We start from the raw sequence: 22,565 nt of genomic DNA, 5'->3' as shown, positions 1-22,565 counted from the left end.
AGCTATAGTGCGAAAATTATGCCAATCCAATCGACAACTAGCGCGTATTTTTACACAAATAACGCATTGAAATTTAGATTCTTTTCCATAAATGGATATATTTGTGTGTGAGTAATTCAGAAAACAAACGAGTAGCGCTATTAATCCTAGATGGTTTAGGATATGGCAAAGATGATAGTTCAAATGCGGTTCGCGCAGCCAACACCCCGTTTTTAGATCACTTATTAAGTGCTTATCCGCACTCGAAAGTCGAAGCATCTGGCGAAGCAGTTGGTCTTCCTATCGGACAGATGGGAAATTCTGAAGTTGGGCATATGAATCTCGGCGCTGGACGTGTTGTATACCAAGAGTTGGGACGCATAAATAAAGCAGCCGCTGATGGGGAGTTTGACGTAAATCCCGTGATTCAGCAGGCCTTTAGTTACGCGAAGACAAATAATAAGAAGGTTCATTTCATAGGCCTGCTTTCTGATGGAGGTGTTCATGCACACATCACGCATTTGAAAGCATTGTGTGACGCCGCAAAACACGCAAATTTAACAAGTGAACAGGTATTCATTCACGCTTTTATGGACGGTCGCGATACCGATCCAAATGGTGGATTGGGCTATGTGAAAGATCTTGAAGCGCATTTGGCTCACTCTACTGGTCAGATCGCGAGCGCAATAGGGCGCTATTATGCTATGGATAGGGATAATAGATGGGAACGCGTAAAGGAAGCTTACGATTTATTAACGAAAGCTATTGGAACACCGACAAGCAACTTACAGCAAGCCATCGAAGAATCTTACAAAGAAGGTGTGACGGATGAGTTTATAAAGCCTATCGTGCTGCAAGATGCAGGTGGAAACCCGGTAGCGAAGGTGGAGGAAGGTGATGTTGTCTTCTGTTTCAATTTTCGGACAGATCGCGGTCGCGAAATTACAATCGCGTTGACGCAGGAAGCTTTCCCGCAATACGACATGACGCCGTTATCTTTGCATTATGTGACGATGACCGCTTACGATGATACCTTCAAAAATGTCAATGTCGTTTTCCAAAAAGATAATTTAACCAATACCTTGGGCGAAACTTTGAGCGATCAGCATAAAACTCAGGTACGCATCGCCGAGACAGAAAAATATCCGCATGTAACCTTTTTCTTCTCGGGCGGACAGGAGGATGAATTCCCTGGCGAAAGACGTTTATTAATCCCCTCGCCAAAGGTCGCCACCTACGATTTACAACCCGAGATGAGTGCCTATGGCATCACAGAAGCTATTTGTAAAGATATAGAGGAGAATAAGCCAGACTTTATATGCTTAAATTTCGCAAATCCAGACATGGTTGGGCATACAGGGGTATTTGAGGCGGTAGTGAAGGCTGTAGAAACCGTTGACAGCTGCACCAAAAAAGTTGTAGAAGTTGGTTTGCAAAACGGGTATTCGTTTATTATCCTTGCTGACCACGGCAACTCTGAGTTTATGGTCAATGACGATGGAACCCCCAATACCGCGCATACAACAAACCTTGTGCCTTGTGTGTTGATAGACAACACCTACAAACACATTAAAGATGGTAAACTTGGCGATATAGCGCCAACTGTATTACGCCTATTGGGCGCTAATATTCCTACAGAAATGACCGGAAATGTCTTGGTATAAAAGCAATCTAGTAATATATAAAGCAGCAATGGCAAGTGCCCTTGCTGCTTTGTTCTTTTCGTGCAATGAAGCACCCGATTCAGCTGCGCAAAACAAAGAAGAAAGGTTTGATATCCCAGCTTACTTCAAAAGCGAAATTTCGCGATTGAACCAATCACTTCCAACCGTAAAGAAAACTGTTGTAAAGGATAGTCTATCGGAAACGAAAACGATAAAAATTAGTAACTGGACGGATGAGCTCGCTAGCTTTTCAACTGTCGATCTTAATAAGCCGGCTTATTCGGGTATTTTAAAAAAAGACAGTACAGCAGGAAAAATCACTTATACAGCAACCGATCCTAAAATCGATGTATCAAAAGTTGAGATCACATTTACTGCAGATAACAAACCAAAGTCCTTTGTAATCGAGCGAACCATCAAAAACTCCCTTTACCAAACTAAGGAAGTTTTAAAATATCAAGCAGATAGTGCCTATAGTTTAGACAAAAATCAATCTGTGCTGCTTTTGGGCGATAGGCGATATCAAATTGAAAGCACCTTCCTCCCTTAAAACAAAAGGAGCTAAAGAAACGATAGTCTTTTTGATAATGACTGATTATCGTTTCTCTATTAAAAGAGTGATAACACTCGCCCATCAAACTAACTTATTCGTACCTCGCCAGCGCAATGATATTGTCGCTGAAGCGGGTTAGCCTACCTAAGCTGTGCAAAAAGTCGAGACTGATAACAAACGCGTAGCCCACAATAACGCCTTCTAATTTTTCAATAAGCTTTGATGCAGCAACAACGGTTCCTCCCGTAGCCAGCAAATCATCATGAATCAAAATCCGGCTTCCCGCAGTAAAAGCATCTTCATGAATTTCAATTGTTGCCTGCCCGTATTCCAATTTATAGGATTCAGCGATAGTTTTAAAAGGAAGCTTACCTTGTTTACGGATAGGAATAAAAGGAATGTCTAACTTGTTTGCTAGCATCATTCCGAATAAAAAGCCTCTGCTCTCCACTCCCGCGATAGCATCAATTTCTAACCCTTTCAAACGATTGACAAATTCGTCTACGATTGCCGTGCAAAGTTCTTGATTTTGCAATACCGGCGTAATGTCTTTAAATACTATACCGGGTTTAGGAAAATCCGGGATATCCCGAATCGCAGACTTAAGTTGATCAACTACCATATTTTTTCAATTGAATTTCAAATATGGCTCAATTTTACGTAAAAATATACTATCTAAGGTATAAATATGTGTCAGATCCTGAAGGGATGTAAACGATCCATGCTGGCTTCTGTAACGAACGATGCGGGTAGCATGACGTTTGCCGATGTAGGGATGAGCCGCCAGCTCTGCTTCGGTAGCTGTGTTTACTGATAATTGCTTAATGGAATTTGCTGTTAACAGCAGCTGCCCTTGAATCTTTTCGAAGGTTTCGGCAGGCAGTCCATAAACCTCCGCAAGTTGCTCAATGCTATGAAAACCGCCTAGACTATTGCGGTATTTAATTATTCGACTTGATAACACCGGACCTATTCCCCGCAATGCGACGAAAGCCGCAGAGTCACCTTCGTTAATATCCACCAAGCTATACTTCACAACTTTCGGAGTTGATAATGGAGAAGCTGTTGGGGGTAGTGAAATCTTGGACTCTTCAAAGCGCAAAAAGGGCGCTATACGCTCGAATTCTGCAGCGGATATAGAATATATCTTCCGCACATCTTCGGCCTTATAAAAGCGTCCACCTTTGCTTTCATAATTTTTGATGACCCGAATTTGCTTATCCGAAAAACCCATTGCTTTCCATTGCGAAGCGGGAAGATTATTAGGATTGAAAGGGCTGAGCTTATGAGCTGCTGTGGAGCTTATTTCCGCCTCTTTTTCCGAGAAGAACAGATCGTTTGTATGGCGTTCGGACGGGCCATCAGGTACAATGTCAACCCACGATATCAGCGGCTCAGCAGGCGGCGCGGTGTGAAATATGTAGCGATAAAGTAATGGCATGTAGTATATCGAAACACTAAATAACAACAAAACCATGAAGCCACGGCGTTCATTTTGTGTTAGCCGGAAGAATACGCTCAGTTTCCCCATACCTTACCATTAATTGCTGTTAGTCTGTCATTTCAATTCGTTTGCTGTCACTTTCTTAACTTTTGTGCCATCCTGTAAAATTTTCGAGATTGCATTAAAAGGTCTTGAGACAACCTCTTCACCCGCCTTTAATCCCGACTTCACGATAATATTACTATCATCTTGGATCCCTGTTTTTACTTCTACCATTTTCACTGTTTCGCCCTGCAATACAAAAACATATTCTTTCACCTCAGCACTGCTGGTTGAGTCTACTTCGTTTTCCTTCGCACGCACCGTGACAGCTTGTATAGGTACGATAAGACCTTTATCGGACTTCGTGTGTATTTGTACAGTAGCTGAAAGACCTGGTTTAAAGGGAGACGAACTTTCATTGTTTTCGTTTCGCAAATCCGCATAGGAAGAAGGTTCTATACGTACCTTCACATTAAAGTTGGTAACCTGTTCCGCTGTTGTAGCAGCCGCTGTTGTCGTACCAGTCGATGTTGAAGAGCTGGATATTTCTGTTACTTGACCTTTAAATTTGCGACCTTGGAACGCATCTACCTCGATGGTGGCAGTATTGCCTACGCGTACCCTATTGATGTCGTTTTCGTTTACCTCTACGTTCACTTCCATAGTCGACATATTCGCAATCCGCATGATTTCGGTTCCTGCCATTTGTGCCGTTCCTACTACGCGCTCCCCCAGTTCGATAGAGAGCAATGAAATAATGCCGTCAGAAGGTGCATAGATTGTCGTCCGCGATAAGCTGTTTCCTGCCTCTTGCAACTGGGCCTGCGACTGGTTCACCCCGAACCGCGCGGCGACCACTTGCTGACGTTGGGATTCAAGCGTGGCTCGCGCTCCTTCGTAGTCTGCCCGCGCTTTGTCCATCTCCGAAGCTGATATCACCCGTTTATTAAACAATTCCAAACTGCGGTTATACGTCGCTTCAAAATTTACGAAGCTAGCTTCTTGCTGCTTCAACACTTGTTGTGATACCGCTAGATTGGCTTGCTGCTGGCTCACCATGGCAGCGACTTGATCGTAGCCAGACTGCAGCAAATCTGGTCTTACCCGGCACAGGATCTGCCCTTTTTTGACGACATCACCTTCGCGAACATTCAACTCGATAATCTCTCCAGAAACTTCCGAACTTAACTTCACCTCAAACTCAGGCTGTACCTTCCCACTCGCCGAAACAAGTTCGGATATCGTCTTTTCTGACACGGCATCCACCGCTACCTGTTGCACAGCGCCATCACCAAACCAACCTAATTTACTGCCCACTACAACGATGATAAGTATAGCGACAGCTGAAATGACCAATATTTTAGGAAGTTTACTTTTCTTCTTTGTCATGGATAATTATGGTTAAAATGTAATTGGATTGCCTATGTAATAATCGATTACCTTACCGCGGAAAACCATTTCGTATTTTCTGCGAATCATATCAAATTCAGCCCTGTTCATATTTGTCTGTGCCGTAAACATCTCGATGGAATTTGCCATTCCGACATCATACCGCTCCTTGATGGCTTCGAAGGCCACGCGCGACGTATTAAACGCGACCTGCGACGTGAAATATTGCTTGTTAGCAAACTTAAGATCTAAAATGGCTTGACCAATCGTTCTTTCCAAGTTTCTACGCTCTATTGCATCTGCGGTCTGCGCCTGCAAGTAACTTAGTTTGGCCCGGTTGATGTCTGCTTTAATTCGACCGTTGTTAAATATAGGTACGGTTAGACCTACGCCGCCGCGAAAAGACTTATTGGCATCCACTTGGTCGAAAAAAGGCCTTAACACGAATGTTCCGGGCAACTCTCCAGCAGTCATCGCTCGCGATGAGTAATTTGTCCCGTAGGAGCCGGATAGACTTAACGTTGGGTAATACCCTCCTTTAGCGATATCAATATTTTTCTTTGCCAAGGCAATGTTATAGCCAGCTTGTTCAATGTTTGGTTGTGTAGTTAACGCCTTTTGAAATACATCGTCAAAAGATAATACCGCGTATTCAGCCATGATTTCGGCAATATCGGGCTTTTCTAGTTCAAATGTTGTGTCTGGCGACATCTCCATCAGTTGCTTGAGATTGAGCATGGAAAGCTCATAGGCATTTTCGGATGTCATAATACTCAGTTCATCTGTTGCCACTTGGTTTTCAGACTGTGATATATCCGCTATCGTTTTGTTACCCACTGCAAACTGGATGCTGTCTTGTCGCAGCTGTTCACTGGACAAGCGTACCTGTTGTTTTGCCGCTTCATAAAGCTCATTGTTCGTTATGGCTTCTAAGTAATTAGTGATGACAGACAGTGTCAGATCGTTCTTCACCTTATCTACTTCCGATGCGTCTATAGCCAATTGTATCTTATTCGCCCGTATTTGATTGACTTTCTGAAAACCTCTAAAAATCTCAACGCTAGAAATAACTTGCGCATTCGCATAGCTTGTCCATGCGTCGCCCTGAATCAACTGCCCGGATGTTTGGTCAAAAGTTAATCCATATATATTGGTATTATCAGCACCGAATGATAAGTTTGGATATAATTCTTTTTTCGATTGTATTAAATTCTGTTCGCTGATATCATAACCGAATTGCGCTTGGCGAATCTGCATATTGCGTTCAAGCATGGTCTGAATAGCCTGTTGCAAGCTGACCTGCGCGCGAACGCTTAGCCCCCCGTTACAGAACAGAATCAGCCAAAGAAAAATAGCGGATGATAATTTTCGTATCATTTCGTAATTTAAGTGTAAATGATTCCTAAATTTGAGACAAAAATCTGAGATTGTCAATATGTATTTTGTGAATGCGCCCTTTTTTTTACGATGGTTTTATCCCAGCGTCACATTTAATCGATCCCGAAAGGAAAAAAAAATATACCTGACGTTTGACGATGGGCCAATTCCGGAAGTCACACCATTTATTCTTAACACACTTGCAAAACATAAAATTAAGGCAACGTTTTTCTGCGTGGGTGAAAACATTATTAAACATAACGATATTTTTCAACGAATTCTTCGCGAGGGCCATGCCGTCGGAAACCACACTTACCATCATTTGAAGGGATGGGATACTGAGGACGAACGCTACCTTAAAAATATTGAACAATGCCAGCAGCTAACCAGAACAAGCCTATTTCGTCCACCCTATGCGCGGGCAAAAAAATCACAACTTAAGCGGCTTTATTTGCAATTTGAGGTCGTGTTCTGGGATGTACTCTCAGGCGATTTTGATCAAACATTGAGCCCTGAAAAATGCTATCAAAACGTTATCCGACACAGTAAAAATGGTTCGATCATCGTCTTCCATGACAATGTGAAAGCCATTCCTCGTGTGCAATATGCACTACCTCTTACAATTGCGCACTTTCTTGAGAAAGGCTTTTCATTTGAAAAATTGAAACCCAAGCATTAAAAATGCCTACTCCTCTCTCAAGATTATCTCTGGAACACGAAGGCCAAATTCCTTGACAGAAGCAACTGAAAAATAACCGAGCGCATTGTTTGAAATATTGGAGGTTGGATTTCCTGGCGCCGCCGTCCCCGGATTGGTGGACTGAAATTCGTTCCAATACTCATAAACCCTCCTATCGACGCAATACCGCCGCACAACGATGCTATCACCAGGAACTATATCGGTGTCCTGATCTGATATCTGGTGTGTTACATACAGTCCATCGTTAAACCTGTCATTTAGAGCGCTAGCGAAACGGAAAGTGGCGCTGTTTATAGACAGGTCATACTTATAATAATTGGCGACATTGGCCGGATCTTGAAATTTAAAAGTAGCGAAATAGTAGTTGTCTCCAAAAATACTTTCTTCTAATATTCCTACGGAGTCTACTTCAACGTAGGAGGGCATCTGACAGGACGACTCGTAAAGTTCACCTTCGACATTTACCAAAAGATCATAATTCCGAGTGGCTACCGGTCTAAAATTCCTGTTGACGTAATATCCATTTTCTTCATAAACGAAATTAAAGACTCTGCCCCGATTGTCGGTAACAGTTACCGAGGCATCGTCCACAGGTCTGGAGTTTATAGATTCAGTGAAGGCTACTGTTCGTGAAACCCGGATGCGTTGCACGGTTCCCAAATCGGAAAGCTGCGCCTCAATCACTAATCGTGGATCAGCTTCATTAAGATCGATATCAATCACTTCCTCACAGGAAGCAAACACTGCGCAGAAAGCTATGATGTAGAGGTAAAAATACGTTCTCATGTGTTTTGGTCTAAAATTTAAAGTTCCACGTAACGGAAGGAATAATTCCAAAAAGTGCAATTTGATAAGCTTCTGTTGCGTTTGGCGTAGTTTCGCTATCTCGAAAATCGATGATGTATGCATTGCGCCTGTTGTAGGCGTTGTAGACGCCAAATGTCCAACTGGAATTAAATCGCTTATTCGCTTTGTTAGGCTCATAGGTAGCTGAAAGATCTAAGCGATGATAATTAGGCATACGATAGCCGTTTCGTTCGGTGTAGTAGAACATCGATTGCCCATCAACTTCGTATTTTCCACTTGGAAATGTTACAGCATTACCCGTGTTAAAAATAAATGTCGCTCCTAGTGTCCAGCTTTTCGACAACTCATACATCCCCACCACGGACAAGTCGTGCGTGCGGTCTTGCCTTGCACTAAACCAGTTTCCGTTATCAATCTCATCAAACCGACGTTCACTTTGTGATAATGTATAGCTGATCCATCCGTTAAGCTTGCCTACATTTTTTCTAAAGTACCATTCTAGTCCATATGCACGCCCGATTCCGAAAAGAAGTTCGCCCTCTAAAAAACGGTTCGCCTGCAAATCTGCTCCATTCCGAAAGTCAATCTGGTTTTGCATATATTTATAATACGCTTCCATTGAAAATTCGTAACCATTGTCTAAGAAATTGCGAAAGTAGCCTACCGCAGCTTGGTTGGCAATCTGAGGTTTTATGTTTAGGCTACTTACCACGTATTGATCAGTAGGCAAGCTCGATGTCGTATTGGTAAGTTGGTGTAAATTCTGCGCGATACGATTATAAGACGCTTTAATACTGCTACGCTGATCGAGTAGAAAACTAGCGGAGAATCTCGGCTCGATATTTAGGTAGTGTTTTACTATTTCGTTTCCATATTCCGTGTTTCCGATGGACTCTCCATCTGCATCAAAATCATAAAACGTTCCGGGCCCCATCACCATAAAATTGTTTAAACGAGCGCCATAGATGAGCGAAAGGCGGTCGAAGGGTTTCCACTCGTGAGAAACATAGGCCGATAAATCAATACCTTGCCGTGTATCAACTGCTATGGAATTCACGTTTGAGCTTTCGGAGGCATTCAGCGCTGCGGGATGAATAGATTGGTGAAGTATATTAACACCGAAACGAACTGTACTGTTCGATTGTGCATAGTAAGAAAAATCCTGTTTGAGATCCCAATTTCGGATTTTAGACGCTATACTAAAATCTGTATCGTCACTGGAAACATGCACATTATACGTGAAATCACTGTAAATCAACGACGTGTTGCTAAATAATTTATCATTAAATATATGGTTCCAGCGTACAGTAGCTGTAGCATTGCCCCAATCAAAGCTGAATAGATCTGAATAACCCAAATCATCTTTACCGAAATAACCAGACAAATACAAGGTATTGCGGTCATTTAACTTAAAATTTAGCTTCGCATTTAAATCATAAAAGTAAAGTTTGCTTTGGTTAACATCGTCGTCGTTGGAGAGTTTTAAAAACATGTCCGCGTACGTCCTTCTTCCACTGAGCATGAACGAACTTTTATCTTTTACAATTGGTGCTTCTACTTTTAAGCGCGAAGCAATCAGGCCGATCCCGCCTTCGGTAGAGAATCGCTTTTGATTTCCATCCATCATGGAGATATCCAATACAGAGGATATTCGTCCGCCATATTGCGCCGGAATACCACCTTTGTACAATTGCACATCCTTGATAGCATCGGAATTAAAGGTGGAAAAAAAGCCGAGTAGATGCGACGCGTTGTATACGGTTGCTTCATCAAGCAAGATGAGGTTTTGATCAGAACCGCCTCCACGCACGTAAAAGTTAGATGTACCTTCTCCACCACTTTGCACACCTGGTAAAAGCTGTATTGTCTTGAGTAAATCTTTCTCACCGAAAAGCACCGGTACATTTTTGATCTCCTCCATGGTCATATTAAACGCGCCCATCTGTGCGTCGCGCACGTTGCCATCCTTTCTTTTCGCAGAAATCACAACTTCATCCAATATGTTATCGAGCGGCTTGAGTTCTGCATTAAGGCGTTTGCTGGCCGAAAGATCAATTTCCTCCACACGGGTTTCGTACCCCACATAACTCATCAAAATCCGATGTTTCCCCGCGGGCAAAGCCAACGAATAAAATCCGTAAGCATTGGTACTTGTTGCCGGCTCACCCTTTTCTACAGAAACCACGGCTCCTATCAATGTTTCGCCGGTATTTCCGTCACGCAATACGCCGCTCAATACAAATTGTTGCGCGAAAACCTGCATACTGCAGAGGAAACCAATGACTGCTAAAATTATTTTGAACATTCCAACCAACTTATTTAGTATTAAATTTCGCTTGAAAACACTGATTGAAAAAGGCCATCTGGAAATCAATAGATCGTGACCAATATTTCCAGTCGTGCTTTCCCGGCAGCGTGAGGTAGTGGTGGGGAACGTTTAGGTAATTCAATTTTTCGTGTAGTTTGCTATTCACCCCAAAGAAAAAATCTTCTGTTCCACAATCAATAAACAACTGTAGGTTGCCGGGCTGAATGAGGTGTGTCAATTCCATAACGGTATGCTCATTCCAAGCTCTTTCGTTTTCATGATATGCGCCAATTCGTGCTTTCATGTTCCAATTATTAGGAAATGGCCTAATATCGACCCCGCCGGAAGTGCTCCCCGCGAAAGCGAAAAGATCTTGATGGCGAAAGGCGAGGTACAGCGCACCATGTCCGCCCATACTTAAACCTGTGATGCCTCGGTTTGTTCGTTTGCCGTCGATAGCGTATTTTATTTCTACAAAAGGAATAAGCTCCTTCGTAATAAATGTTTCGTATTGATAGTCTTTATTTGCAGTGTCCCAATACCAGCTATCGAAACCTCCATCCGGACAAACCACCATATAGCCATAATGATCTACGAGATCCTTAATATGTGGAACATTGTTCACCCAGTTGGAGTAATTCCCAGAGTAACCATGTAAGAGATATAACGTTGCCGTGGGTTTATTCCCTTCAGGTAGTATCACAACCGTTTTGACGTTTTTGTCCATCCGTTTGCTGAATACGGATAACGTATCTACCTGCGCAGCATCAAGTTGCAAAGATATCGCGAAGGCTACAAATAGGAAAAGAATATGCTTCATTGATGGAATGTAAAAGTATATGGAAGTTAGTATAAAGACGATGAGGGTTGCATTTTATAGCCGTATAGATACGCTTCTAAACCAAGAGGGCGTTCGCTAACCGTATAAAAAACATGATTATCGGCGCCGAAACATATCGCCTCACCCTGAGGCTCTGCTTGGTACGCCAGTGTTAATGGATTTTGCGCAAATGCTTCCAGTATAGGCATTCCTTTTCGGCGCTCCCAAAGAAATACCTGACCAATATTTTTAATTAAAATACGACTACCATCTGCTGCTACATCTGCTGCAGTAATAAACGTCATAGGTAATGTTAAGCGACGTTTCAAGGTCAGACTGCTACCCGACCGCGCACTTTCAAAATCAATAGGATAAACGCCTACCCTTAAATCACGCTTTGAAATGAGGTAAGCTTTTTTGTCGAATGGATCCACAAACAAAGCTTCCGCATCACGCGGTTTATCTTCGTATCGCATATTGATGCGCTTAATCCCTTGCTGCGAAATTTTCGCTACAGCATTTCCCTCTTGCCATTCCGGTTCTTCGAAGATATAGAGTTGTATATCTTTACGTATCCCGCGATTGTCTCCGATATCAGCAAGCACCAGGTAAGATTTTCCATCCTTCTCATACCATGCGATATCTTCCACATCAACCGCATCTACGCCCTCCAGAGAAAATATACATCGGAGCTTCGCTTTGCTATCAATCAAAAATATACGTGCGCTATCGCCGCTGTCATTGTGTGTCCAAAACATGTTAGGCATTTTGCGGGAGGCCACAATACCCGATAATTCATTCAATCTGCTGTCTGTTACCTTTCCCAAAACTTCCCTATCTACCGCGATATCCTGTGCCAGAACAAACAACGTAAGGGTAGAAAAGAAAACGACACTCAAAAAACGACTAATCATGCGATGAAGATAATTAAAAACTCCCGGAGTTCGCATGTGCTCGCCTCGCTTGTTTAAAAAAATTAAAACAAACGTCCGAAAAGTTAATATTTTATTGAAGTCATCGTAACATAGAATCATTGCGTCGTAAATCCGCAATTCATTCACCGAGGAAAATGGCCATTTTGCCGATGGATATGAATTATTCACCTAAAGAGACTTTTTAGGCAGCCTAGCATTCAATAATTTCAAACTTAATTTAACAGCTACATCATCCACGTCATGCAAAAATTCATTGTTTCTCTAGTAACCGGCATTGCTTTAGCGCTGTCAAACTATTACTTTTCCGAAGACCCGGCACATAGCTATAAAGTACGTGATAAAACTATCGAGCAAAAACAGGCGCAAAAGGACAAATAAAAAGTCGACACCACGATTGGGCCGACTCCGTTATTCACATGTTTTTATGCAAAGCTATTCGTCTTTAAAAGAAGACAGTACACGGTCAAACTGAGTTGTATCGCGCGCCTTCAACTCAAATAGTCGACGATATAGATCCAAAATAGCAAACACCTCTGCTTCAGCACCTACTTTGTTTTCCATAAACAATTTGAAAGAATATGTCCCGTTTTTTGAAAGATCCACAGCCTGCTTGTTTGAAGAAAAAACCAAAGGTGTTATCGCTGTTGTTACCATTTTTCCATCAGCCGGTTTCCCATAGACTTTTCCCAACGACTGAACAAAGGCATCAGATTGCTTTCCTAAAGAGGAAAACTTAATTACTCCTTTTTTAAATCCGTCCTTTTCATCCGGATTGCCATCGGCGCCCACCCCTGCTTGTATATTTTTTGACACTTCGATCTGCAGACCAACGGTATCGCTTTCATACAAAGACTTAGCCGTATACATAACGGAAGTATCCGTTTCCTGGGTATTCCCAAGGTAAAAATATACCGATGGATTTTCTGTATCTGTGTTAACAAACTGTCCCAGTTCAGCACCTGCCGAATCTTTACTGTCTTTCTTTGTTTCGCTGCCGGATTGATTGCCACAACCAATAGTGATGCTGGATATCACCGCGACAACAGCCGCGTAACTGTATACTTTTTTCATACGTAAGCTATTTTAATGGATAACAACACAGCTATCCAATTGTTTTTATGACTACAGCAAAGCATCGTAGAGAATTTCCACCGGATGGTAGGATTTACGCTGTGCGCCATCCTTAATTTGGTGCCTGCAGGATGTCCCTGCGGCTGCAATAATCGTGTTTTGATCTGTGGCGCGAACCGCAGGTAGTAGCACCAACTCCGCCACTTGCATAGACACGTCATAGTGCTCTTTTTCGTAACCGAAAGAACCAGCCATACCACAACATCCCGACGGGATAACCTCCACGTCATAATGTGTCGGAAAGGATAACAACCGTTCTGTATACCCTACTAAATGAAATGCCTTTTGGTAGCAGTGGCCGTGTAATTTTATTTGCTTTTTCGCTGTCGTGAATTGCTCTTCTCGAATATGTCCGGCCTCAATTTCCCGAATTAGGAACTCATCAATCATCAACGCGTTTTCAGCAATCCCCCGCGCCTGTTCTCGTTTGGACACATCCACTAAATCGATGTATTCATCGCGAAAGGTAATAATCGCTGAAGGTTCGATACCGAGTAGTGGGCTATCCGCAGAAATCAAGCCCCGAAGCAAATCCACGTTTCTATTAGCGATCTTTTGCGCTTTTTTAACAAAGCCCTTAGATAAATATGTGCGGCCACTTTCCACATGCTTAGGTACAGTAACCTCGTAACCAAGCTGCGTTAAAAGTTTATACGCGGTAATCCCAACAGCGGTATCATTATACTCCGTAAATTCGTCGCTAAACAAGTATACTTTTCTTTTGTTAGGTTTGGACGGCTGCTTATGGATCCAACGAGACAAAGTCGTATAATGCACCGTAGGCAATGACCTATCCGGAGCGAAGCCGGCAACACGTTTTATGATTTTTGAAAATACAGGCGACTCTACCAAGAAATTATAAAGGGGTGCAACATATGAACCCAGCTGTTGGCTCTTGGTAAAATTTGCTATTAAGGAGGAGCGAAACGACGCGCCATGAACATCATAGTAATGCTGTAAAAACTCGGCTTTCATCTTCGCAACGTCTACACTAGAGGGACATTCGCTTTTGCAAGCCTTGCAACTCAGGCACAAATCCATTACCTCCTTGATTTCCTGATGATCAAAACGGTTCTTTTTTGTGGAGTTTGTCAGAAATTGCCGTAGCATATTTGCTCTTGCACGCGTGGTATCTTTCTCATCACGTGTCGCCATAAAGGATGGACACATCGTTCCTCCAGTGATTTCACTTTTTCTGCAATCGCCAGATCCAGAACATTTTTCTGCCAAACGGAGTATGCTTTCTTCTTTGGTAAAATCAAAATAAGTAGGAATGGCGCTCGCATCAGTCACCGTGTCGTACCTTAAAGCACTATCCATAGGCGGCGTATCAACAATCTTATGGGCATTGAAGACGCCGTCTGGATCAAAAAGTCTTTTCGTTTGCTGCAATAACGAGTAAACCTGCTGACCAAGAACCTTACCGATGAATTCGCCGCGTAGCCGCCCATCGCCGTGCTCGCCACTTAGCGATCCGTTATATTTTAATACCAAATCAGTCGTTCGATCCAAAATGGTTCGAAATTTTCGCTTTCCATCGGCTGATTTTAAATTAATGAAAGGCTCTATATGCAATTCACCAGCCCCGGCATGTGCATAATAAGACGCATGTACACCCTCTTCGCGAAGTAACGATTGAACATCGGCAACGTAGGACGGCAAATCTTCTGGAGAGACGGCGCAATCCTCAATCAAGTTTACCGGCTGTTCGTCACCGGGCAAATTCCGGATCAAACCCAGACCAGCTTTTCGTACATCCCAAACCAAGTTGGTGGCCGAGCTGCCGGTCACAAATGGATAAGCGTATCCGAGTCCCTGTTGTTGCAGATCACTTATCAACGCATCCGCTTTAATGTGTAGGGCTTCTAGCTCATCCGCCCTAAATTCTACAATGAGAAGCGCTTGCGGATCACCTGTAATAAAAAAACGATTATGTTGGTAAGTAGGATGACCTACCGTGAAATCCAAAATATACTTATCGACTAGCTCGGATGCTTCAGGCTGGTGTGATAAGGCAACTACATTGCCCTGCATACATTCTACCATATCCATAAAATGTATACATAGCAGCCCGACCTCTTGTGGAGGTAAAGGCATGAGCTGCAATTTAGCCTCGGTAACTAGTGCTAATGTTCCTTCCGAACCTGCCAGAATCTGGCAAAGATTAAAGGGTTTATCTGTATTTGCCAATAGATCTAACGCATAACCGGTATTGCGACGGGTAAGGCTTTTTTTAGGGTAGCCTGCGTTTATCGCGGCGATATTTTCAGGTTTACTGACCAGGTCGTTTACTGTCCGATATACATCTCCCTCGCGTGATTGAGCAGATAGCTTTTGAAATAACTGCAACTCGTCCAGCTCCTCAAATATCGCTTCAGAAGCATCGTCCAGTAGTACGGTTGCTGCTATGAGATTCTGACGGGTGTCCCCCCATACGATAGAATGTAGCCCTGATGAATTATTACCAATCATTCCGCCAATCATGGCCCGACTTGCCGTACTTGTTTCCGGCCCAAACATCAATCCATAAGGCTTAAGATAGCTATTGAGATCGTCTCGAATAACACCCGGCTCTACCCTTACCCAATTTTCTTCCACATTTAATTCCAAAATACGATTGAAAGATCGCGAAACATCGACCACAATGCCAGCGCCGACAACCTGCCCCGCTAACGATGTGCCCGCAGTGCGTGGGATAAGCGTAATTTTTGTATCACGCGCAAATTGTATAAGCTTCTTTAGATCTTCTTTGCTTTTTGGAATGGCCACGGCTACCGGCACCTCTTGGTATACCGATGCGTCGGTCGCATAGGCCAACCGCATAGTTTGATGCTTCGGAAGATTGGGATCATAAAATAGTTCACCTTCCAATTTGAAAGAAAGTTCACGGAGCTTATCGATTGTTTGCACGTTTTCAGTAATTTTATGGAAAGCAAATTTAGCTAATTGTTGGTTCATTCACGAACCATTTAAGTCTTTACTCAAGAATAAGATTAAAAAACGCACAAACAAGCAAACAAATTTCCGCGTTATCCCCAGCACTAATAAACCTAAATATTCTATAATTTTGTCATAATCATGAATTATATTCAAAAAATAGCAGTTTGTTTTGAATATAATTCTTTTGTGTTTACCTTTGCAGCATTATGGCAAAACTTGAATATAACTTAGACCAGATCGACTATCAGATTCTGCGTATTATGCAAGACAATGCGCGCACCAATAACGCCGATATTGCCCGGGAGTTGGGTATGGCTCCCTCTGCTATTTTAGAGCGTGTCAAAAAGCTAGAGCAGAAGGATATTATTTTACAGTACAACGCTAAGATCAATCCTGATGCGCTGGATCAGAAAATGTTGTCATTTATATTTATCAAGGCGCAGGACATTATAGGTGTACAGAAAGTAGGCTTTTTGCTTGCGGAGATTCCAGAAGTACAAGAGGTGCATGATATTGCCGGAGACGATGGGTACCTTGTTAAGGTGCGTACAAATGACGCCGCAGGCTTGGTTGATCTTATGCGGAATTCTTTAGGAAAAATAGAAGGCATTATATCGACCCGCACAACCATTGTATTAGAAACAGTAAAAGAAGAACAAAAACTGGTTATTCCAACCAAGAAATAGCATGACAAAAGAGGGCCAAGGAACACCAGCAGCAGCGAGCATAGTATTTGCCTACCTGGTGGTTTATATTGTTTGGGGATCTACCTTTTTCTTTATCGAAAAGGCGTTGCGAAGCTTTAGCCCATTCGTACTGGGCTCTATACGCTTTTTTATTGCCGGCTCTATGTTAATGAGTTTTTGCTGGCTGCGGGGATACAAATTGTATATCAAGTCCGTCGTTAAAGATGCCCTCTTTATTGGTTTTCTTCTGCTGTTCGTTGATATGGCGGCCATTATCTGGTCAGAGCAATATATATCAAGCGCCATTGTTACTATTTTATCCTCTGCTGCCGCTATTTGGTTTATTATCTTCGACAAACCTAAATGGAAGCAAAATTTTTCCAGTCCACCTATTGTCATTGGTTTAGTATTTGGATTCATTGGCGTAGTTATGCTCTTTGCCGAGCAACTTTTTAACGATGACGCTGTCGGGCAAAATAAGGATATGAAATTGATCGCGATGATCGTTCTTATGTTAGGCACAATAGGCTGGACCGTAGGGTCATTAATTTCCAAGTATAGCAAAGAAAAACAGGATCGGGAGCGGAAGGGTGAAGCGGAAGACCTACATGTGATGGTGAAAACAGCCTGGCAAATGGTTTCTGCCGGTATTGCATTTACAATTGTAGCGCTTTTAAGCGGCGAATATGCCCGTTTTGATGTTTCTGCAGTAACCCCTGTCGATTGGGGCGCCATGGCCTATCTAGCAACAATGGGATCTATCTTAGCATTTGGCAGCTATATTTGGTTATTGCAGCATCGCCCAGCAACTGAGGTAAGCACGTATGCTTACATCAACCCTATCGTAGCCCTTGTCCTAGCGCATTACTTCACCAGCCATCATGTAACAAGCTTACAAATTATGGGGCTCGTCGTTGTGCTCTGCAGTGTCTTGCTCATGAATTGGAACCTCTATCGCGACAACAAGAAATTCAAGGCCTACAAACGAGCCAAACGCATAAAAAAGCTACGCGAGATGGCTCCGAAAAGTAGTATACCACGTATCATCGAAATTGCAAATTTCAATGATAAGCACGAGAAGAAAGGCAATCGAAACGAATAAGATGGGGAGGTCTTATCTTCCTTTTCAGATTTTTTTGAATCCTGTGTAGCAAATTCTTACCATGCAGCGTATTACTTCTAAAACACACGACGCATGAAAACAATATCTTTACAATCACTGATTTGCCTATTCTTCAGCCTATTTATCTTTAGCAGTTGTTTAAAAGATAATGATGGGTATTATGACGGCCCGGCAACTCCGGCAGCTTACATGACCTTCATCAATGCTTATCCGGAGAATGACTTCTTATCCTTCGATCTACACGCACAGAATAGCCCATTCCCATTGCAATACAAATCGTATCTCCGTCCAGCATGGGGTGTCTTCACTGGTGAAAGGAAATTGACTATTACCGCTCCCTCCGGCAATAGCCCACTTATTGATACCGTACTTAATATACGCGACAGTTCGGCCTACTCTACCTTTATATATGGTACCGCTACAAATCCACGATTTGCAATGACGCAGGATCGAACCATTCAAAATTTAGGTGAAAACACAGGAATCCGCTTCTTTAATTTGGCCAATATTGAGGGCAATGTTAACTTAGTTGTAGGCAATGCCGATACGGCTGCCTTTGCAAATCGGCCGATGGAGACAGGCGCATCAGCGGTGCAGCATCAACTGTTTCAACCAACAGCAAGTGGATCGATTAATCTCAGGGTAATGGATGCAAGCGGCAACGAGATAGCTAGAAGGGATAATTACACACTTAGAAAAGGATATTACTATAGTATTTTTTTAACAGGTAACGCTAGCGGTGGTAACTCCCCACTTTATCTAGGCGTAGTCTATCATTAATCAGCATTCCATTGAACTCCTAAGAGCTCCGATACAACAAGATCGGAGCTTTTTTGCATCCCACGGCTTTTTTCGCTACATCTGTTCGGCCCTATGAAAGCTACGTGCTGCTTGCTATCAAAGAAGAGCGTGAGCAAAATTCCTGAAGATTAGGGCGCATAGTTTTAGTTCTGTTTAAAAATCTGTATTTTCGTCCTCAATTTTCTCGAATAATTAGGCCGTATATGCAATTAACAAAATTAGAGATCAAAGGCTTTAAAAGCTTTGGCGATAAGATCACCATCAATTTTAATGAAGGGGTAACCGCCATTGTGGGGCCAAATGGTTGTGGAAAATCTAATGTCGTAGACGCTATTCGCTGGGTTATGGGCGAGCAAAGCACACGCATGCTACGATCGGAAAAGATGGAAAACATCATTTTCAATGGAACGGCAAACCGCAAACCGGCAAACCTCGCTGAAGTTTCGCTGACTTTCGAAAACAACAATAACCTACTGCCGACCGAATTCTCTACCGTAACAATTACCCGTAAACTATACCGTAATGGAGATAGTGAGTATCGGTTAAATGACGTGAAATGTCGATTGAAAGATATTACGGATCTATTTTTAGATACGGGCTTGGGGGCAGATTCCTATGCTATTATCGAACTGAAGATGATCGACGAGATCATCAACAACAAAGAGAACTCACGACGCAACCTATTTGAAGAAGCTTCGGGTATATCGAAATATAAGGTTCGTAAAAAGCAAACATTAGCAAAGCTGAAAGATACGGAAGGTGATCTTTCTCGCGTAGATGATCTCCTATACGAGATCAATAAAAACCTCAAGCAGCTTGAAGCACAAGCCAAAAAGGCTGATAAATACTTTCAGCTAAAGGATGAATACCGCGAGGCTAGCGTTGGACTTGCCTATTACCGCCTCGATAGCTTCAGCAGCGACCTTGAACATATAACCGAACAGGAAAAAACACAGCAAAGGCTGATTCAAGAGACGACTGATACCATAGAAGGTAGCGAAAAGCAACTGAAGGCTTTGCGTGAGGAGATTTTAGCAAAGGAAAAAAATCTCGCCACGCAGCAAAAAAGCACAAATGAATATGTCAATAAGATTCGTTCCTACGAGTCAGACAAAAAGATAAAAAATGAGCAATTACGCCATTTACAAGACAAAGAGGCGCGACTAACGGCTGAGCTCAATAACGACAAAGGGCAATTTGAACATGTCTCGCAAACCTTAAAGCGCCTTCACGAAGAACTTTTTCAGGAACAATCGACTTTGGACACTTTCCAAGCAGCTATTGAAAAAGATAAAACCGAAGTGGAAGAGTTACGCGCGCAGCAGGTATCTTCTAGAAGCAAATTAGATGCCTTCAATGCACAGACTGCTACGTTGCAAAACGACATCTATAAACTGGAAAAAGATGTGGCTGTGTTAAACATCCAAAAAGACGCCCTACAGCAGGAGTCTTTGCGCACCGTGTCGGATGCCAGTAGCAAGGAAGAAGAGCTATCGGAATTTAACAGTGCAGTCACTGACTTGGAGGAACGTGTAGAACAGCAGCAGCAGCAATACGACGAGGCTCTTCAAACGGAAGAGGAGTTGCAAAGAAATATGCAGGCTATTGAACAAGAGCTGAATGAAACACGAAACCAGATCAACCGCGAATCGCGTTTGGTTGATGCGAAACAAAACGAATATAACCTGACCAAATCGCTGGTTGACAATTTGGAAGGCTTTCCGGAATCCATCAAATTCCTGAGGAAAAACGCCGGCTGGAAAAAGTCGTATCCCCTGTTTTCTGATATCCTGTTTTGCCAAGAGGATTACCGCGTAGCAATAGAGAACTACTTGGAGCCTATCATGAACCATTATGTGGTAGAAAACCAACAAGAAGCCGTACAGGCTATTCAGTTGCTAAGTGACGCTTCTCGCGGCCGTGCAAACTTCTTTGTGCTAGATGCTATTCAACGCCTTGACACGAAACAGATAGTAGGCGCATCTGATCAGTTAACGCCTGCACTTGACGTAATCAAGGTAGATAACAAGTATGCTGAGCTATGTAAGCATTTACTTCAGCATGTATTTTTATTGAAGCCAGATGCCGCCGATTCGCTTCAGCAGGAACTACCTAGGGAAGATATTGTGGTTTTGCATCCGGAAGGTAAATTTTCTAAAAACTTATTGGGTCTAAGCGGCGGATCCGTCGGTCTGTTTGAAGGGAAGCGTATCGGTCGCGCCAAAAATTTAGAAAACCTAAGCAAGGAGATTAAAGAGCTTAACCAACAAATCGAGACTTTGCAGCAGCGCGAAGCAGATGGCATTGATCAATTAGCTACAATGCGCATCTCGTCTCGGAGAGACACGATAGATGAACTACGCAATATGCTGAATCGTCTGCACAATGAGCTAATATCTGTAAAGACGAAGCAGGAACAATATCAGGCTTTTATTACGAATAGCCAAAACCGTAAAGAGGATATCGAAAACCGGATTGCAACAATAAATACGGATCTTCAGCACGCAGAACCGCAACTGCAAACGCTTAAAGCTCAACAGCAAAGCCATCAACAGCAGCTGCTCGAATTGCAGGAAGCACATAGTGAAATATCGGATGTGCTGAACGAAAAGTCCACTGTTTTCAATCAGGAAAACATCAGGTACCATCAGCAGCAAAACAAAGTTTCCAGCCTGCAAAAAGATGTGGAATACCGGGAGAGCCAACAAGAAACGTTTGACGTGCGTATCCAAAAGAACAGCGAAGAATATGAGCAGGTAAAGATTGATATCAAAGCGGCTGCTACCTTCACAGATAACGATGATGAAGATTTAGTTGCTATGTATGCACAGAAAGAATCATTAGAGAAAGGTCTGCAAGAAATTGAAGAAGATTTCTACGGAGCACGGAAAGTGGTAATTGATCTAGAAGAAGATATTGTTCAATCTCGCCGTCGCAAAGACCAGAATGATTTCCTGTTGACGGAATTAAAAGACAAAAAAACAGCCCTGCAGATCGAGCTGAACAGTTTGAAAGAAAGATTATCGGTTGAATTTAATATTGATTTGCAAACGCTTTTAGAAGCGGAGGCTCCTGAAATACAATTATCCCAGCAAGAACTTGTGGCATTATGCGATAGGTTAAAAAAACAATTGGACGGTTATGGTTCAATAAATCCAATGGCCAAAGAAGCGTATGATGAGATGAGTGCTCGTCACACGTTTATAACCAAAGAGAAGGATGATCTATTGGAAGCAAAAGCCTCATTAATGGCTACCATCAACGAAATCGACCAAACGGCTAATGATAAGTTTATGCATGCGTTTAATACCGTGCGTGAAAACTTCATTCATGTCTTTCGCTCACTCTTCAATCAAGAAGACTCTTGCGATATGGTTTTGACTGACCCCAATAATCCGCTCGAATCGGACATCGATATTATTGCTCGTCCGAAAGGAAAACGCCCGCTATCAATCAACCAATTGTCAGGAGGCGAAAAGACGCTCACTGCCACGGCTTTGCTTTTTTCGCTTTACCTATTGAAACCCGCGCCGTTTTGTATTTTTGATGAAGTTGACGCTCCACTTGACGACACCAACATCGATAAATTCAATAACATCATACGGGATTTCTCGGCGAACTCACAGTTCATCATTGTATCGCATAATAAACGCACGATCGCAAGTACCGATATTATTTACGGCGTCACCATGGTAGAACAGGGTGTTTCTCGCGTTGTCGCCGTTGATTTACGGGACGTTGCTTAAGTAAGGGATAAGGAGAAGAAGAAGGCTTTCTAACAAACAAGATCGCTTCGTCGTCACAAGCGAAGCGACCACGAAGCGATCTATTGTTTGTAGAAATGCAGCTTAGGCAAAAACCAGATG

General features: G+C 42.7%; 18 protein-coding genes. 8 read left to right on the top strand and 10 right to left on the bottom strand.

Annotated elements, in window-relative coordinates; genetic code table 11:
- The first annotated feature begins 107 nt into the window (after positions 1 to 107).
- Positions 108 to 1,643: a 2,3-bisphosphoglycerate-independent phosphoglycerate mutase gene (gpmI, locus tag DI53_RS12960; protein ID WP_241462424.1), complete on the top strand. Its 1,536-nt coding sequence runs from the start codon at positions 108 to 110 to the stop codon at positions 1,641 to 1,643.
- 28 nt (positions 1,644 to 1,671) lie between these two features.
- Entirely contained in the window at positions 1,672 to 2,193 is a 522-nt protein-coding gene (locus DI53_RS12955) for a hypothetical protein (protein WP_131555268.1), read from the top strand.
- 94 nt (positions 2,194 to 2,287) lie between these two features.
- Here the strand turns inward: DI53_RS12955 and DI53_RS12950 are convergent, their stop codons facing one another.
- Genes DI53_RS12950 through DI53_RS12935 form a run of 4 tightly spaced genes read right to left on the bottom strand, consistent with a single transcriptional unit; the run spans position 2,288 to position 6,448 of the window.
- Positions 2,288 to 2,818 carry an adenine phosphoribosyltransferase gene (locus DI53_RS12950; protein WP_037500192.1) on the bottom strand — a complete coding sequence of 177 codons (531 nt, stop codon included), beginning with the start codon at positions 2,816 to 2,818 and terminating at the stop codon, positions 2,288 to 2,290.
- A 6-nt stretch (positions 2,819 to 2,824) separates the two neighbouring features.
- The gene (locus DI53_RS12945) at positions 2,825 to 3,727 is read right to left on the bottom strand and encodes a ComEA family DNA-binding protein (RefSeq protein WP_037500189.1); all 903 of its coding nucleotides are present in this window, start codon (positions 3,725 to 3,727) and stop codon (positions 2,825 to 2,827) included.
- Between the two features lie 27 nt (positions 3,728 to 3,754).
- Positions 3,755 to 5,071, bottom strand: coding sequence for an efflux RND transporter periplasmic adaptor subunit (locus DI53_RS12940; protein WP_037500186.1), 1,317 nt, complete (start codon positions 5,069 to 5,071; stop codon positions 3,755 to 3,757).
- A gap of 12 nt (positions 5,072 to 5,083) precedes the next feature.
- The gene (locus DI53_RS12935) at positions 5,084 to 6,448 is read right to left on the bottom strand and encodes a TolC family protein (RefSeq protein ID WP_037500183.1); all 1,365 of its coding nucleotides are present in this window, start codon (positions 6,446 to 6,448) and stop codon (positions 5,084 to 5,086) included.
- Between the two features lie 31 nt (positions 6,449 to 6,479).
- On the opposite strand from DI53_RS12935, the gene DI53_RS12930 reads away from it, so the two are divergent.
- On the top strand, positions 6,480 to 7,127 hold the full coding sequence (locus tag DI53_RS12930) for a polysaccharide deacetylase family protein (RefSeq protein ID WP_338056450.1): 648 nt from the start codon (positions 6,480 to 6,482) through the stop codon (positions 7,125 to 7,127).
- Between the two features lie 6 nt (positions 7,128 to 7,133).
- Here the strand turns inward: DI53_RS12930 and DI53_RS12925 are convergent, their stop codons facing one another.
- Genes DI53_RS12925 through DI53_RS12910 form a run of 4 tightly spaced genes read right to left on the bottom strand, consistent with a single transcriptional unit; the run spans position 7,134 to position 11,997 of the window.
- Positions 7,134 to 7,934 (bottom strand): DUF4249 domain-containing protein, encoded by an 801-nt coding sequence (locus DI53_RS12925; RefSeq protein WP_052072393.1) that lies wholly within the window; start codon positions 7,932 to 7,934, stop codon positions 7,134 to 7,136.
- A gap of 10 nt (positions 7,935 to 7,944) precedes the next feature.
- The gene (locus DI53_RS12920) at positions 7,945 to 10,260 is read right to left on the bottom strand and encodes a TonB-dependent receptor (RefSeq protein WP_037500179.1); all 2,316 of its coding nucleotides are present in this window, start codon (positions 10,258 to 10,260) and stop codon (positions 7,945 to 7,947) included.
- Positions 10,261 to 10,270: 10 nt separating this feature from the next.
- A complete protein-coding gene (locus DI53_RS12915; RefSeq protein ID WP_037500177.1) occupies positions 10,271 to 11,083 on the bottom strand; it encodes an alpha/beta hydrolase in 813 nt (270 codons plus the stop codon).
- 26 nt (positions 11,084 to 11,109) lie between these two features.
- A complete protein-coding gene (locus tag DI53_RS12910) occupies positions 11,110 to 11,997 on the bottom strand; it encodes a hypothetical protein (protein ID WP_037500174.1) in 888 nt (295 codons plus the stop codon).
- A 261-nt stretch (positions 11,998 to 12,258) separates the two neighbouring features.
- On the opposite strand from DI53_RS12910, the gene DI53_RS20350 reads away from it, so the two are divergent.
- Positions 12,259 to 12,396, top strand: coding sequence for a hypothetical protein (locus DI53_RS20350; RefSeq protein WP_157836776.1), 138 nt, complete (start codon positions 12,259 to 12,261; stop codon positions 12,394 to 12,396).
- A 54-nt stretch (positions 12,397 to 12,450) separates the two neighbouring features.
- Here the strand turns inward: DI53_RS20350 and DI53_RS12905 are convergent, their stop codons facing one another.
- Positions 12,451 to 13,089, bottom strand: a complete 639-nt coding sequence (locus DI53_RS12905; protein WP_052072392.1) for a hypothetical protein — start codon at positions 13,087 to 13,089, stop codon at positions 12,451 to 12,453.
- A gap of 51 nt (positions 13,090 to 13,140) precedes the next feature.
- Positions 13,141 to 16,107 (bottom strand): FAD-binding and (Fe-S)-binding domain-containing protein, encoded by a 2,967-nt coding sequence (locus DI53_RS12900; RefSeq protein ID WP_081939451.1) that lies wholly within the window; start codon positions 16,105 to 16,107, stop codon positions 13,141 to 13,143.
- Positions 16,108 to 16,295: 188 nt separating this feature from the next.
- On the opposite strand from DI53_RS12900, the gene DI53_RS12895 reads away from it, so the two are divergent.
- The 4 genes from DI53_RS12895 to smc all read left to right on the top strand — a co-directional run bounded on the left by DI53_RS12895 (position 16,296) and on the right by smc (position 22,445).
- Positions 16,296 to 16,775 (top strand): Lrp/AsnC family transcriptional regulator, encoded by a 480-nt coding sequence (locus tag DI53_RS12895; protein WP_037500171.1) that lies wholly within the window; start codon positions 16,296 to 16,298, stop codon positions 16,773 to 16,775.
- A 1-nt stretch (position 16,776) separates the two neighbouring features.
- Positions 16,777 to 17,877 carry a DMT family transporter gene (locus DI53_RS12890; protein WP_037500169.1) on the top strand — a complete coding sequence of 367 codons (1,101 nt, stop codon included), beginning with the start codon at positions 16,777 to 16,779 and terminating at the stop codon, positions 17,875 to 17,877.
- Between the two features lie 93 nt (positions 17,878 to 17,970).
- Positions 17,971 to 18,678, top strand: coding sequence for a DUF4397 domain-containing protein (locus DI53_RS12885; protein WP_037500166.1), 708 nt, complete (start codon positions 17,971 to 17,973; stop codon positions 18,676 to 18,678).
- 224 nt (positions 18,679 to 18,902) lie between these two features.
- Entirely contained in the window at positions 18,903 to 22,445 is a 3,543-nt protein-coding gene (smc, locus tag DI53_RS12880) for a chromosome segregation protein SMC (RefSeq protein ID WP_037500164.1), read from the top strand.
- Positions 22,446 to 22,565: the final 120 nt, after the last annotated feature.

It is taken from the genome of Sphingobacterium deserti, assembly GCF_000757725.1.
In the GTDB taxonomy this organism is placed as follows: Bacteria; Bacteroidota; Bacteroidia; order Sphingobacteriales; family Sphingobacteriaceae; genus Sphingobacterium; species Sphingobacterium deserti.
The sequence above is the reverse complement of the archived record's forward strand: the minus strand, read 5'-3'. Positions and strand labels throughout refer to the sequence as shown.